13 protein-coding genes are annotated in these 14,355 nt (G+C 68.4%); 8 read left to right on the top strand and 5 right to left on the bottom strand.

All coding sequences use genetic code 11. The features are described 5' to 3' along the window. Positions 1-10: 10 nt before the first annotated feature. The 3 genes from ACY48E_RS07260 (at position 11) to dxs (ending at position 3,500) form a co-directional block, all read left to right on the top strand. Positions 11-655, top strand: a complete 645-nt coding sequence (locus tag ACY48E_RS07260) for a sigma-70 family RNA polymerase sigma factor (RefSeq protein WP_462871543.1) — start codon at positions 11-13, stop codon at positions 653-655. Then, entirely contained in the window at positions 648-1,442 is a 795-nt protein-coding gene (locus ACY48E_RS07255; RefSeq protein WP_462871453.1) for an anti-sigma factor, read from the top strand. Before ACY48E_RS07260 ends, ACY48E_RS07255 begins: the two co-directional genes overlap by 8 nt. 168 nt (positions 1,443-1,610) lie before the next feature. Further along, positions 1,611-3,500 carry a 1-deoxy-D-xylulose-5-phosphate synthase gene (gene dxs, locus ACY48E_RS07250; protein ID WP_462871542.1) on the top strand — a complete coding sequence of 630 codons (1,890 nt, stop codon included), beginning with the start codon at positions 1,611-1,613 and terminating at the stop codon, positions 3,498-3,500. Here the strand turns inward: dxs and ACY48E_RS07245 are convergent. Together ACY48E_RS07245 and ACY48E_RS07240 are read right to left on the bottom strand one after the other, a co-directional pair. Next, entirely contained in the window at positions 3,461-4,777 is a 1,317-nt protein-coding gene (locus ACY48E_RS07245; protein ID WP_462871452.1) for an HRDC domain-containing protein, read from the bottom strand. The genes dxs and ACY48E_RS07245 overlap by 40 nt on opposite strands. Before the next feature lie 55 nt (positions 4,778-4,832). Then, on the bottom strand, positions 4,833-5,396 hold the full coding sequence (locus tag ACY48E_RS07240) for a DUF3000 domain-containing protein (protein ID WP_462871541.1): 564 nt from the start codon (positions 5,394-5,396) through the stop codon (positions 4,833-4,835). Positions 5,397-5,533: 137 nt separating this feature from the next. Here ACY48E_RS07240 and hemE point away from each other — a divergent pair, with 137 nt between their 5' ends. From hemE to ACY48E_RS07220, 4 genes are read left to right on the top strand one after another with little or no spacing between them, the layout of a single operon-like run. Continuing rightward, entirely contained in the window at positions 5,534-6,595 is a 1,062-nt protein-coding gene (hemE, locus tag ACY48E_RS07235) for a uroporphyrinogen decarboxylase (RefSeq protein WP_462871451.1), read from the top strand. Beyond that, positions 6,592-7,962 (top strand): protoporphyrinogen oxidase, encoded by a 1,371-nt coding sequence (locus ACY48E_RS07230; RefSeq protein WP_462871450.1) that lies wholly within the window; start codon positions 6,592-6,594, stop codon positions 7,960-7,962. The genes hemE and ACY48E_RS07230 overlap by 4 nt, the downstream gene beginning before the upstream one ends. 30 nt (positions 7,963-7,992) lie before the next feature. Further along, positions 7,993-8,688, top strand: a complete 696-nt coding sequence (gene hemQ / locus ACY48E_RS07225; protein WP_462871449.1) for a hydrogen peroxide-dependent heme synthase — start codon at positions 7,993-7,995, stop codon at positions 8,686-8,688. 11 nt (positions 8,689-8,699) lie between these two features. Next, on the top strand, positions 8,700-10,994 hold the full coding sequence (locus ACY48E_RS07220; RefSeq protein ID WP_462871540.1) for a molybdopterin-dependent oxidoreductase: 2,295 nt from the start codon (positions 8,700-8,702) through the stop codon (positions 10,992-10,994). 18 nt (positions 10,995-11,012) lie between these two features. On the opposite strand, the gene ACY48E_RS07215 is transcribed toward ACY48E_RS07220, so the two are convergent. The 3 genes from ACY48E_RS07215 to ACY48E_RS07205 are packed head-to-tail and all read right to left on the bottom strand — an operon-like array spanning position 11,013 to position 13,209. After that, positions 11,013-11,471: a MaoC family dehydratase gene (locus ACY48E_RS07215; protein WP_462871448.1), complete on the bottom strand. Its 459-nt coding sequence runs from the start codon at positions 11,469-11,471 to the stop codon at positions 11,013-11,015. Positions 11,472-11,508: 37 nt separating this feature from the next. Further along, positions 11,509-11,940 carry a peptide-methionine (R)-S-oxide reductase MsrB gene (msrB, locus tag ACY48E_RS07210; protein WP_462871447.1) on the bottom strand — a complete coding sequence of 144 codons (432 nt, stop codon included), beginning with the start codon at positions 11,938-11,940 and terminating at the stop codon, positions 11,509-11,511. Positions 11,941-11,967: 27 nt separating this feature from the next. Then, positions 11,968-13,209, bottom strand: coding sequence for a glycosyltransferase family 87 protein (locus tag ACY48E_RS07205; protein ID WP_462871539.1), 1,242 nt, complete (start codon positions 13,207-13,209; stop codon positions 11,968-11,970). Between the two features lie 129 nt (positions 13,210-13,338). Between ACY48E_RS07205 and ACY48E_RS07200 the strand changes: the two genes are divergently transcribed. Beyond that, positions 13,339-14,352: an iron ABC transporter substrate-binding protein gene (locus ACY48E_RS07200; protein ID WP_462871446.1), complete on the top strand. Its 1,014-nt coding sequence runs from the start codon at positions 13,339-13,341 to the stop codon at positions 14,350-14,352. Positions 14,353-14,355: the final 3 nt, after the last annotated feature.

The raw sequence follows: 14,355 nt of genomic DNA, 5'->3' as shown, positions 1-14,355 counted from the left end.
GAGGGCGCACCTGCCCGTGACGACTGAGAATTGGGATCGGCCCGCAGCCGCGCCGGCATGCCCGGTGCCGGCGCCGAACTCTGCCGCTGTTCGGGCGAGCGAGGCCGAGCGGCTGCGCTCGTTGCTGGTGGCCGTCGGTCGCGGGGATCGACGGGCATTCTCCGAGCTGTACGACCTGACGTCGTCGCGCATCTACGGCATGGTGCTGCGTGTTCTGCGTGATCCGGGGTTCAGTGAGGAGACCGCGCAGGAGGTGTTCCTGCAGATCTGGCGCACCGCCGACCGGTACGACCCGGCGCAGGGCTCACCGCTGGCATGGATGATGACGCTGGCACACCGGCGCGCGGTCGACCGGGTGCGTAGTGAGCAGAGCGGCACCGACCGCGAGGCTCTGTACGGATCGTCAACGCACAGTCCCGCGCACGATCAGGTGCTCGAATCGGTGACACAGAGCCTCGAGTCGGAGGCGGTGGTGCGCTGCCTGGACACTCTCACCGATACCCAGCGGGAGTCGGTGCGGTTGGCGTACTACAGCGGCCGGACCTATCGGGAGGTGGCCGAGGAACTCGGTGTCGCCGTTCCCACCGTCAAGTCCCGGATTCGCGATGGGCTGATCAAACTCAAGTCCTGCCTCGGGGTGAGCCTCGATGACTGACCCGATCGAGACCGACACCCTGATCACGGACTGGGCGTACGCGTATGCCCTCGACAGCCTCGACGCCGATCAGCACGCCGCTGTCGAGGCCGCCGTGGCCGCAGCGGATCCGGAGGTCGCAACGCGCTTCGCCACCGCTGTTCGCGAGGTGCACGAGGCGTTGGCCCTGATGTCGGCCACAACCGCGGTCGACGCCCCGCCGAGCCTTCGGGCCGCCCTGTTCTCCGATGTCGGGCTGCCCGAGGTCGGGGTTCCCGAGGTCGGTAGCGACTCTCCGGCACAGGGTTCGAGCGCGCCCGTCGTCTCTCTGGACGCCCGCCGCCGACGCCGATACCGAACCGCCGTCGCGGCAGCAGCTGCCGCGATCGTCGTCGCGACTGGCGTTTCGGTGATCGGAACCCTCGACCGCGACTCCGCGTCGGTGCCGGCGATCGCGTCGGCGCCGGAGACGGCCCCGGAGTCGATTCTGAACTCACCGGACGTGAAGTCGGCGTCCGCGGCGGTCACCGGCGGTGGCACCGCCACGGTGGCCTGGTCGCGGCGCAACGACGCCGCGGTGGTGACCCTGGACGGTCTGTCCGCACCCGCACCGGGGCGCGTGTTCGCGCTGTGGCTGATCGACGACGGGTCGGCGCCGCGCCCTGTCGGTCTCGTCGCTCCCGACCGCACGTCGAGAGCGGTGGTGGCGCGTCTGGGTTCGGCGGGCACACTTGCCGTCACCGTCGAGGCCGCAGCGGGTGCCGCCGCACCCACCACCACCCCGATCACCGCGGTCACGCTGAGCTGACAGTGGTATCGGCCACAATTCGCCCGGCCGTGCCACCTCGCAGGCCCGGTGGAGCGCGCGCGGAGAGGTCGGCCACTTCTCGTCGCGACCCATGAACTGCGCCGCGCCACGTAGACTCGACAGACCTCGAACGCGTGGGCGTGCGAGCGGGTGGAGGGAGAGATCTCGTTGGGTGTTCTCGATCGCGTGCGAACGCCTGCAGACCTTCGTGGCCTCGACCGGATCGAACTCGCGGCGCTGGCCGCGGAGATCCGCGAGTTCCTCGTCGAGAAGGTCTCCGCCACGGGCGGCCATCTCGGCCCGAATCTCGGCGTCGTGGAACTGACGCTGGCACTTCATCGAATCTTCGATTCCCCCAACGATCCGATCATCTTCGACACCGGCCACCAGGCGTACGTGCACAAGATCGTCACCGGTCGTGCCGACGGATTCGACACCCTGCGCAAGGAGGGCGGTCTCTCCGGCTACCCGGCGCGCGCAGAGAGTGAGCACGACTGGGTGGAGTCCTCACACGCCTCGGCAGCCCTGTCCTACGCGGACGGTCTGGCGAAGGCGTTCGAGCTGACCGGCCAGCGTGATCGTCACGTGGTGGCCGTGGTCGGGGACGGCGCGCTCACCGGTGGTATGTGCTGGGAGGCGCTCAACAACATTGCGGCCGGCAGCAACCGGTCGGTGGTGATCGTCGTCAACGACAACGGTCGTTCCTACTCTCCGACCATCGGAGGTATGGCAGAGCACCTCGCGGCGCTTCGGTTGCAGCCCGGCTACGAGCGCTTCCTCGACAACGGACGGCGTGCGGTCCGTCGCCTCCCGGTGGTGGGCGGGCCCGCGTACAAGCTCCTGCACGGCATCAAGGCGGGGCTCAAGGACGCGGTCAGCCCTCAGGTGATGTTCACCGACCTCGGCATCAAGTACCTCGGTCCGGTCGACGGTCACGACGAAGCGGCCCTCGAGTCGGCGCTGCGCCGCGCCCGCGCATTCGGCGGGCCCGTGGTGGTGCACGCGGTCACGCGTAAGGGAATGGGCTACTCGCACGCCGAGAACGACGAAGCCGACCAGATGCACTCCACCGGTGTCATCGATCCCGTGACCGGGCAGGCGAAGTCGTCGCCGGCGGTGGACTGGACGTCGGTCTTCTCGGCCGAGCTGATCGGGATCGGCGCCACGCGCGAGGACGTCGTGGCGATCACCGCCGCCATGGCCGGGCCGACCGGTCTCGCGCCCTTCGGTGAGGCCTACCCCGACCGCTTCTTCGACGTGGGCATCGCCGAACAGCACGCGCTGACATCGGCCGCAGGTCTGGCCCTGGGTGGACTGCACCCGGTCGTCGCCATCTACTCCACGTTCCTCAACCGTGCCTTCGACCAGCTGCTGATGGACGTGGCGCTTCTGAAACTTCCCGTCACCCTGGTTCTCGACCGCGCGGGTGTGACCGGGTCGGACGGAGCCAGTCACAACGGCATGTGGGATCTCTCGCTACTGGCGATCGTTCCCGGCATCCGTGTCGCCGCTCCGCGCGACGGGTCGACGCTTCGCGAGGAACTGGGGGAGGCGCTCGCAGTCTCCGATGGTCCGACCGCTCTGCGTTTCCCGAAGGGTGCCGTGGGGGAGGATCTTCCCGCAGTGAGGCGACTGGACTCGGTGGTCGATGTCCTGAGCGAGTCCGACAGTCGGGACGTGCTGCTCGTTGCGGTCGGGTCCATGGCGTCCACGGCCATCGATGTTGCGGCTGCGCTGGGCGAGCACGGCGTCGGTGCCACGGTTGTGGATCCGCGGTGGGTGATCCCCGTGCCGGAGTCGCTGGTGAAGTTGGCGGCCGAGCATGCCCTCGTGGTGACCATCGAGGACAGTGGGCTGCACGGAGGTGTCGGATCGGCGGTGTCGGCTGCCCTTCGCTCGTCCGGGGTCGACGTGCCGTGCCGCGATCTCGGTGTGCCACAGCGGTTCCTCGACCACGCTGCCCGCGATGCGATCCATGCCGAGATCGGCCTGACCGCCGCGGACATCACACGTCGAGTTCAGGGCTGGTTGGGCGCAGCCGGGGGACCGGCGGGCTGATCAGACCCGGCGGTTGGATCCGGCCCGGTTTCCGCAACGGCGTCGAGGGCCCGAACGAGCACGGGTACGGTCACTCGGCGCTGCCAGGGTCGGGCGCCCGACCGTGCGAGGAACGCGTCGATCGTGTCCGCCACGTCGGCCTCGGATGCAGGTGGTGTCCAGTCCCACAGCAGACGCCGCAGGATGTCCGGGGTGAGCAGGTTCTCCACCGGGACGGCGAGGCGTTCGCCGAGTTCGGTCATCTCCGCCCGCGCTCGACTCAACCGTGCCGCTGCCTCCGGGTTCCGGCGGGCCCAGCGTCCGGGAGGCGGTGGACCGTTGAACGGTGGTGTGAGCGGGGGGAGTTCGTGCTCGGGCAGTGCTCGGGCGCGGGCCAGAGCCTCCACCCAGACGCCGCTGGTTCGACGCTGACGCGGTCCACCGAACACCGGTAGTGCCCGCAACTCCGCCACGCCGGCCGGGTCTGCCGTCGCCGCCGCCACGATCGCGGAGTCGGGGAGAATGCGGTTCGGTGCGATATCGCGTCGCTCGGCGATCTGATCGCGCGTGGTCCACAACTCGCGCACCGCTGCCAACGCCCGAGGCGTCCTGACCGATGTGATTCCCGACGTTCGTCGCCACCGATCGGGCTTGGGCGCCGCAGGTCCGCTGGTCCTGATGTGTTCGAATTCCTCGGCCGCCCAGTCGATCTTGCCCTGCTCGGTCAGTTCCTGCGCCATTGCGTCGCGGAGCTCGACGAGCACCTCGACGTCGAGCGCCGCGTAGTTGAGCCAGGTGTCCGGTAGCGGTCGCGTCGACCAGTCCGCAGCGCCGTGGCCCTTCTGTAGAGACAATCCCAGGACTCGTTCGACGATGGCGGCCAGACCGACACGATCGAAGCCGGCCAGCCGCCCTGCGAGCTCGGTGTCGAACAGTCGCGCGGGCCGCATGCCCAGTTCCGCCAGCCCCGGTAGGTCCTGATCGGCCGAATGCAGTACCCACTCGAGGTCGTTGACCACAGCGCCGAAGGGCTCGAGGGCGTCGGGTCCGGCCTCGGCGACGATCGGTATCGGGTCGAGCAGTACAGTTCCGGCGCCATCGCGGCGGAACTGCAGAAGGTAGGCACGCGCGGAGTAGCGGAAGCCGGACGCCCTTTCGGCGTCCACCGCCAGTGGTCCGCTGCCGTCGGCCAGTCGACGGGCAGCCTCGAGCGCCCCACGCACGGTGTCGGTGACAGCGGGCACACCGTCGCGCGGAGCCAGCAACGGAACCGGCTCTGCATTCTTCGGCTCGCTCATGACACCCTCATGGCTGTCGACTCTATGCCCGTGGTCACCGCCGCTACGCCCGTGGTCACCGCCCGGTATCGCGGAGCCCCACCGATCCCAGACGGGTGACGCCGGCCGGGGGCAGACCCGCGGCGTATGCGAGCACCTCGCCGAACGCCTCCACGTGAACATCCAGCTCATCGGTGACAGCCGTCCAGGAAGCGCGGAGTTCGAGCTGGTGGGCACGCGGAGGCCCGACGATATCGCCGTAGCGCACGGAACTGGTGGAGGTCACCGTGCCGCCGAGCGCGGTCTGCAGGGCCGACCCCGCATTCTCCGAGCGAGCGGAGAATGCGTCCACCAGCCAACTCCATGCCACCTCCGGCAGCAGCGGATCGGCGGCGAGGGAGGCGTCGACGTCGGCCTGGATGTAGGCGACCAGGCGCATGGTTCCGTTCCACGCCTCGTCGCCTGCGGGGTCGTACAGCAGGATGAGTCGGCCGAAGGCGTCCCCGTCGCTCTGCTCGGCGATGACGTCGCTCTCCGGGTGACGCACCTCGGCACCGATCGCGTAGCTGTACGGCGCGAGACGTTGAGGGGGCCTGATCGGCCCGACCTCGATGTCCGGGTGCACGCTGGCGCGCAGCATGGCGTCGATCGCCGCACGGAAGGGTGCCGGATCGGCGGCATCGGACGTGGTCACAGTGTCGGACGCTATCGCTGACCACGGAGGCCGTCGTGGAGGCGCGCCGCACCCGTCCGATCGCCCGTGGGATCATGGAAGCAATGAGTACCGACACGTCCTCGCGCCGCCATCTCCCCGACGCCCCTCTGCTGGTGGCGGCCCGTGGTGGGGTACCTGAGCGCAGACCGGTCTGGTTCATGCGCCAGGCCGGGCGTTCCCTACCCGAGTACCGCAAGGTGCGCGAGGGGGTCGCGATGCTCGATTCGTGCTTCGACCCCGCGTTGGTCTGCGAGATCACACTCCAGCCGATCCGACGTCACGGTGTCGACGCAGCGATCCTGTTCTCCGACATCGTCGTTCCGCTGCGTGCCGCCGGTATCGACCTCGACATCGTCGCCGGCACCGGACCGGTGATCGCCTCACCCGTTCGATCGGCAGCCGACGTGGCGGCGCTTCCGTCCCTGGACCGCGGTGCCGTCGCGCCTGTCGCCGAGGCCGTCCGGTTGCTCACGGCCGCCCTGGGGCAGACCCCGCTCATCGGATTCGCCGGGGCACCCTTCACTCTCGCGTCATACCTCGTCGAGGGCGGTCCCAGCCGCAACCACGAGAAGACCAAGGCCCTCATGCATGCAGATCCGGCCGCGTGGCACGCACTGTTGTCCGCGCTGACCGAGATCACCACCACGTTCCTCGACGTTCAGATCGCCGCCGGTGTCGACGCCGTTCAACTCTTCGACTCGTGGGCCGGAGCGCTCTCGCTCGCGGAGTACCGCGAGTATGTGTTGCCGCACTCGGCGCGGGTGTTCGATGCCGTCGCCGCCGCCGGCGTGCCCCGCATCCACTTCGGGGTCGGGACCGGGGAATTGCTCGGGGCCATGGGTGAGGCCGGCGCGGATGTCGTCGGTGTGGACTGGCGCGTCCCGCTGGACGAGGCCGCCCGACGCGTCGGGCGAGGGAAGGCGTTGCAGGGCAACCTCGATCCCTCGCTGCTCTTCGCCGGTCGCGACGTGGTCGAGGCCGGTGTTCGGCGTGTGCTCGCCGACGCCGACCGCGCTGTCGAGGCCGGAGCGCTGGGACACATCTTCAACCTCGGGCACGGGGTCCTGCCGGAGACCGATCCTGACGTGCTCACCTCGGTGGTGGAGCTGGTGCACTCGCTGTGAGTCGGATCGCCGTCATCGGTGCCGGGATCACCGGCCTCGTCGCGGCGTTCCGGGCCCGGACGACGTTCGGTCCCGACGCCGACATCGTCGTGGTCGAGTGTGCCCCTCGCAGCGGGGGCAAGCTCGTCACCGCAGCAACGTCGAGCGGTCCACTGGACATGGGCGCCGAGGCGTTCATCGCACGCCGACCCGAGGTGGCCGCTCTGGCGGCCGAACTGGGGTTGAGCGATCAGGTGGTACACCCGGCGCCCGTTTCCCCGCTTGTTCGCGCCGCAGGTGAGCTGCACCCCATCCCCACGAGAACTCTCATGGGCATCCCGTCGACGGCGCAGTCACTGGTCGGTCTCGTCGACTCCGCCACCATCGCGAAGGTGGAGGCCGAGCCGGACCGCGAGTTCGAGTGGACCCCCGGATCCGACATCAGCGTCGGTGCCCTCGTCCGGGACAGATTCGGGGAGCAGGTCGTCGCTCGAAGCGTGGACCCACTGCTCGGCGGTGTGTACTCCGGTTCAGCCGAGACGATCGGCGTACGGGCGGCAGTGCCGACGCTGGCTGCCGCTCTGGACGCCGCCGCATCAGGGTCGGGTGCGCTCTCGCTCACTGCCGCCGTTGGCGCCGCACTGCCACCGCCGTCGTCCGGCCCGGTGTTCGGGTCCTTCCGCGACGGGTACGCGACGCTGCTCGACGCGCTGCGCGTCGCAGCGGACGTCCAGCCGATGATCGGCGTGGCGGCCACGGCCGTGCGGCCGGACGGTTCGCGCTGGGTGGTCGACCCGGTCGGAACCGTCGACGGAGTCGTGCTGTGCGTACCGGCCCCGGACGCCGCTGCCCTGATCGGTGGTCGTGCACCGGGACTGGGCCGGATCCAGCTCGCGAGCTCGGTGGTTGCGGCCCTGCAGTTCGATGCGATCGAGCTGCCCGAGAACAGTGGTGTGCTCGTTGCGACAGGCGAATGTGATCGAACGGGCCGCCCGCTCGACGCCAAGGCCTTCACTCTCTCGAGTCGCAAGTGGCCGCATCTCGCCGAGCGCGGGGTCTCGATCGTCCGTGCCTCGTTCGGCCGATTCGGCGACGACGCCATCGTCCATCGTGCCGACGAGGAGATCATCGCCGCCGCGCGCCGCGATCTGGAAGCGGTGCTCGGGATTGCGGCGGCGCCGTCCGAGGCCGTCGTGCAGCGGTGGTTCGGGGGGCTGCCGCAGTACGGCCCGCACCACCAGTCCCTCGTGGCGGACATCGAGGCCGACGTGGCGCGGTGTCCCGGCCTGGAGGTCGCCGGGGCCTTCCTGCACGGAGTGGGTGTCCCGGCGTGCATCGCCTCGGCAGGGTCCGCCGTCGAGCGTCTGGCGGCCTCGCTCGCAGCGTGACGTCGGCGGCCACCGTGGCACCATGGAGGCATGGCACGACTGGACTACGCAGCCCTCAATTCCACTCTCCGATACCTGATGTTCTCGGTGTTCAAGGTTCGCCCCGGGGTCCTCGGCGCCGATCGTGAAGCCGCGCTGAAGGAGGCGAGAGCCTTCTTCGATGCGCTCGAGGACACCGACGTCGTCGTTCGCGGGTTCTACGACGTGGCCGGGATGCGCGCCGACGCGGACTTCATGATCTGGACGCACGCTCAGCGGATCGAGGATCTGCAGAAGGTGTACTCGGACTTCCGCCGCACCACCGAGCTCGGTCGTGCCAGCGACCCGGTGTGGAGCAACGCTGCTCTGCACCGTCCGGCCGAGTTCAACAAGAGTCATGTCCCGGCATTCCTCGCCGGCGAGGACCCCGGCAACTACATCTGCGTCTACCCGTTCGTGCGTTCACTGGACTGGTACCTGCTGCCCGACGACGAGCGACGCACGATGCTCGCAGACCACGGGAAGGCAGCGCGGGGCTACAAGGACGTGCGCGCCAACACCGTGCCGTCCTTCGCTCTCGGCGACTACGAGTGGATACTCGCCTTCGAGGCTCCCGAGCTCGACCGGATCGTCGACCTGATGCGTGATCTGCGCGCAACCGAAGCCAGACGTCATGTCCGTGAGGAAATCCCGTTCTACACCGGTCCGCGGGTCGAGCTCGAACAGCTGGTGTCCTCGCTCCCGTGAGCCGCACGCACATGGCCCACTGGGGCATGTTCACCGCGCAGGGTCGCGACGGCGACGTCGTTGCACTCGATCCCCATGCAGGCGATCTCGACCCCTCGCCGATTCTGGGAAACATCGTCGGGTCCGTCACGCACCGGGCTCGGGTTCGGCGTCCGGCCGTGCGTCGCGGGTGGCTCGAGTCGGGGCCGGGCCCGTCCGACAGGCGGGGCAACGACGAGTTCGTCGAACTCGAGTGGGACGAGTTCCTCGACCTTCTCGCCGGCGAATACCGGCGGGTTCTCGATACGCACGGTAACCGCGCCGTGTACGGAGGTTCGTACGGGTGGGCCAGTGCCGGCCGGTTCCACCACGCCCAGAGCCAGCTCCATCGCTTCCTCAACACGATCGGTGGCTATGTCCGGTCGGTCAACAGCTACTCGCTCGGCGCCACGGCCGTGATCATGCCGCGGGTGGTGGGGACACACTGGAAGCTGTTCGCCCGATCCACCTCGTGGGATCTGATAGCCGAGAACACCGAGCTGATGGTGTGTTTCGGTGGGGTCCCGGTGAAGAACACCGGAATCAACCACGGCGGTACATCGAACCATCCGGCTCGGCGCGCGCTGGACCGGCTGCGCGCTCGCGGTGGGCGGATCGTCTCGATCTCCCCGCTCGCCGACGACATACACGGCGACGCGCATCGGCTCTCGCCCCGCCCCGGAACCGACGTCGCCCTCATGCTCGCGCTGGCGCACGTGCTGGTGACGGAGGAGTTGCACGACACGGTGTTCCTCGAGCGGTACTGCACGGGGTTCGACCGCTTCGAGGACTATCTCCTCGGCAGATCCGACGGGCTCGCGAAGGACCCGGCCTGGGCATCGACGATCACCGGGATCGACGCCCAGTCGATCACCGGCCTGGCGCGTGAGATGGCCGCACACACCACGTTCGTCTCGGTGACATGGTCGCTGCAACGCATACGCGGCGGTGAGCAGGCGCCCTGGATGGGGGTGACGCTCGCGGCCATGCTCGGGGGTATCGGTACCGCCGGAGGCGGATTCGGCCACGGGTACGGGTCGATGAACGAGCCTGGACTCGCGCCGGTGCCGTACCCGCTGCCCACGCTCGGCCAGGGGGTCAACCCGGTGACCGAGTTCGTGCCGGTCGCCGCGATCTCGGACATGCTGCTGCACCCGGGTGAGCAGTTCGACTACGACGGTCGCGTGCTCACGTACCCCGACATTCGACTGGTGCACTGGGCGGGCGGCAACCCCTTCCATCATCACCAGGACATCTCGCGGCTCCGGCGTGCGCTCGCGCGCCCGGAGACCATCGTGGTGCACGATCCGTACTGGACACCGATGGCTCGGCACGCCGATTTCGTGGTGCCGTCGACGACCAGCCTCGAACGCGACGACCTCAGCTGCACCCGCAACGATCCACTGCTGGTGGCGATGCAGCAGGTGGTTCCGCGCTTCGCCCACGCTCGTGACGACTACGACACGCTCGGGGCGCTGGCTGCGAGACTCGGTGTGGGCGAGGCGTTCACCTGCGGGCGCACCGCAGCTCAGTGGATTCGCACGCTCTACGACGAGTGGCGCGGACATGTGCTGCGCTCGGGTGCACATGCGCCGGGGTTCGACGATTTCTGGGACGCGGGCAGTGTCGCGATGGACACCGAGGACGGATTGATCGCATTCGAGGACTTCGTGCGAGATCCGGTCGCCGAGCCGCTGCGCACGCCGAGCGGTCGCATCGAGATCTTCTCCGAGGACATCGACGGGTTCGGCTACGACGACTGTCGTGCCCACCCGTCCTGGATCGAGCCGGACGAATGGTTGGGAAGTGCGCGAGCCGAGCGGTTCCCCCTGCATCTGATCGCCAACCAGCCGCGCACCCGCCTGCACAGTCAGCTCGATCACGGCAAGGTCAGTCAGGATTCGAAGGTGGCCGGCCGTGAGCCGATACGTCTGCATCCCGCCGCGGCCGCCGAGCGCGGAATCTCCGGTGGTGACGTGGTGCGGGTGTTCAACGACAGGGGAGCGTGCCTGGCGGGCGCGGTGATCGACGACAGCGTCGCCCCGAGGGTGGTGCAGCTGTCCACCGGAGCCTGGTACGACCCGCTGGACCCGGCCGATCCGACATCGATGTGCGTGCACGGCAACCCGAACGTGCTCACGGCGGATGTGCCGGCGTCGTCGTTGTCGCGCGGGTGCACCGGCCAGCACGTCCTGGTGGAGATCGAACGCTGGTTCGGCGAGGTGCCGCCCATTCGTGCGTACGACCAGCCGCGGTTCGTCGACCGGGCCGCGCTGGGCGCGCGGTGAACCTCGGACGGACGCGGCTCAGAAGTACACGCGGGTGATCGTCTCGGCCACCAGCGCCGGCTTGTCGGCGCCCTCGATCTCCATCGTGGCGATGACCGTCATCTGCACGGCGCCGCCGGGAAGCTCGGATGCGGCCGCCACCGTCGACTGCAGGCGAATGCGCGCGCCGACCGGTACCGGATTGATGAAGCGCACCTTGTCGGACCCGTAGTTCACCGCAAGCTTCGCCCCGGGGAAGCTGTAGGTCTGACCGGCCAGCAGCGGGATCAGCGACAGCGTGAGGAAGCCGTGCGCGATCGGTCCGCCGAACGGGCTCTCCGCCTTGGCGCGCACCGGATCGATGTGAATCCACTGGTGATCCCCGGTCGCGTCCGCGAACTTGTCGACGCGGTCCTGAGTGATCTCGAGCCATGGGCTGGTACCGAGTGAGTTGCCGATCGAACCGAGCACGTCCGATGCGGACGACAGAGTTGTCATGGGTTCGACACTAGTTCGATCCAACCCCGGTGTGTGGCTACTCGGCAGCGTGTGCCGGGACCAGGGTCAGCGAGATCGAGTTGATGCAGTACCGCTGGTCGGTCGGAGTGGGATACCCCTCACCCTCGAACACGTGCCCCAGATGGCTGTGACAGTTCGAGCAGATCACCTCGGTGCGAACCATGCCGAGCGAGCGATCCTTCTTCAGGACCACGGCCGAGGAGTTCGCGGGATCGAAGAACGACGGCCACCCGCAGTGGGACTCGAACTTCTCGGTGCTGCGGAACAGTTCCTGCCCGCAGGCCCGGCACCGGTAGATGCCCTCCGTGGTGGTGTCGGTGTACTCGCCCACCCCGGGGCGCTCGGTTCCTGCCTGGCGCAGGACGGCGTACTCGGCGGGGGTGAGCTTCTCGCGCCACTGGGCGTCGGTCAGCTTGTACGCGGGATCATCGTTGGCGACAGCTTTCATGCCCCAACGCTAATACTGCGAGAGCCCTCACGCAGTTTTCGCAGGTGAGCGGTCCGGCCCGACCTCTCGCAGTTCGGGTGGGTCGATCCCGTCGTCGAGTCGACCGGCGGCGCGCGCCCGCAGGTAGCGCCCGACGAGGACGGTGGTGATGGCGATGATGAGAAGGCTCCAGCCGAACGTCGTCTTCATGTACTCGGCGGCGCGGCCGGTCGTGGGGAAACGACCGGTCAACCAGCTGTCGTAACTCATGAATCCGTAGACGGCGAGCCAGGCCGGCCAGTTCCGCATCATCGAGTTCCGCAACACCACGGTCAGCAGAAGCGGGAACAGCATCATCGAGTAGTACATCTGGCTCAGCGAGGACAGCAGCCACGACGCCGTCAGCAGCACACCGCTGGTGGTGCTGACGAAGAGCAGGTCGTCGTGTCGATAGAAGCGCCACAGGAGGTAGAGCGCCACCACCGTCAGCACGGCGAACAGCGCCTGGATCGACACCGTCAGCCACGTCGGGAGGCCGTAGTAGAGCGCATTGCCGGTGATCGAGGAGTTGTAGTAGTCCCGGGTCTCGGACAGATACGGCACGGTCCGACGCACGAAGGCCATGGGGTCCACCGACAGCGGCCAGGCCAGCGCCGTGAGCACCGCCGGTACCGCGAGCGCCGTCACGAACACCCGCCACTGTCCGCGCACCAGTGGGATCAACAGCAGCGGGGCGAGGGTCGGCTTGATGGCGAGGGTCAGACCTATCGCCGCGCCCGACCAGTACTGCTTGCGCCGCAGCAGCAGGAACAAGAAGCACACTTCGCCGAGCAGGACGAGACCGTTGACATTGGTGAACACCAGGGTGTTGGTGACGGTCTCGGAGTAGAAGGCGAACAGCAGGGCCACCGGTGTCAGCGGTGAGGACCACCGCACCTGGAACATCCGAAGCAGCAGCACGACCGCCGCGATGATCGCGATGGTGTTGATGCCGATGAAGAACCAGCGCGCGCGTTCGGGATCGATCACGGCCAGAGGTGCCATGAGCAGGGTGCCGCTCGGCGGGTAGAGGTAGTGGGGATCGGTCGAGGAGAAATCCGCCGTGTACACCGGGCGGCGATTGAGGAAGGCCAGCGCGGCCTGGTAGACGGGCGCGAAATCGTCCGTCCGGAAGCCGTTCACGGCCTTGACCAGGGCACGATTGAGGATGGTCATGACGGCCAAGGGCCACACGACGTAGTTGATCAGTCGCGCGGTGGTCTCGGCCGTCCGGGGCTCCCACGATCGCATCAGCACGCGCGAACGGTACACCGCGCGAGCACGCGGTACCCAGCAGCGACCCTCTTCGGTGTGATTAGGTGAGGCTTATCTGAATTAGGGTAGCCTCAGCAGTTCTTGCCGGATTGCGAAGGAGTGCCGATGTCCACCCGCCCGAGTTCCCGTACGACCCTGCTCATTGCCGCCGCACTTGCAGCGGGTGTGTTGACCGCCTGCGGGACAGAGACGGCCGACCCCGACCTCGTGGTGTACGTGGGCCGCAACGAAGCGCTGATGACGCCGCTGATCGAGAAGTTCGAGCAGCAGAGCGGCCTGACGGTCAGCGCGCGCTACGCCGCAACACCCGAAACCACCGCCACACTCCTCGAAGAGGGCGACGCGAGCCCCGCCGACGTCGTGGTGACCCAGGATGCCGGCGCGCTCGGCGTGCTCGGTGACCGCGGGTTGCTCGAACCCCTCCCCGGTGACGTCCTCGGCGCCGTCCCGACCACGTACTCCGACGCCGACGGCCGATGGGTGGGGGTCACCGGCCGATCACGGGTCATGGTCTACAACCCCGATCGCGTGAGCGAGGCAGAGCTACCCCGCCGTGTCGAGGCGCTCACCGACCCGATGTGGAAGGGCCGCGTCGGATTCCCGCCCGGTAACGCCTCGTTCCACTCCTTTGTGACGGGTTTCCGTGTCGCACGCGGAGACGATGCCGCGCGAACGTGGCTCAGCGCGATGGCGGCCAACGACGCCCGCACCTACGACAACAATCTGCTGGTACTCGATGCCGTCGAGTCCGGGGCCCTCGATGTGGGCCTGATCAACCACTACTACTGGTTCGAGAAGTCGGCGGAGGTCGGGGCGAGCGGTATGCGGTCGAAACTCGCATTCGCCGAGGCCGGTGATCCCGGAGCACTGGTCAACGTCTCCGGTGCCGGAATCCTCGGCGACGACCCCGACGCCGCGACGTTCGTTCGGTTCCTCGTCGGTGAGCAGGCCCAGCGGTACTTTGCCGACACCGTGTTCGAGTACCCACTCGCCGCCGGGGTGCCCACCCCGACCGGCCTGCCAGCGCTCGACTCCCTGCGCGGACCACTTGTCGACCTGTCCGATCTCGCCGATCTCGAGACGTCGGTGCGGATGATCCGCGAGGCCGGTCTGGCGTGAGGG

It is taken from the genome of Rhodococcus sp. AZ1, assembly GCF_054979605.1.
Note: the sequence above shows the minus strand (reverse complement) of the source record. Positions and strands in the feature narration are given on the sequence as shown.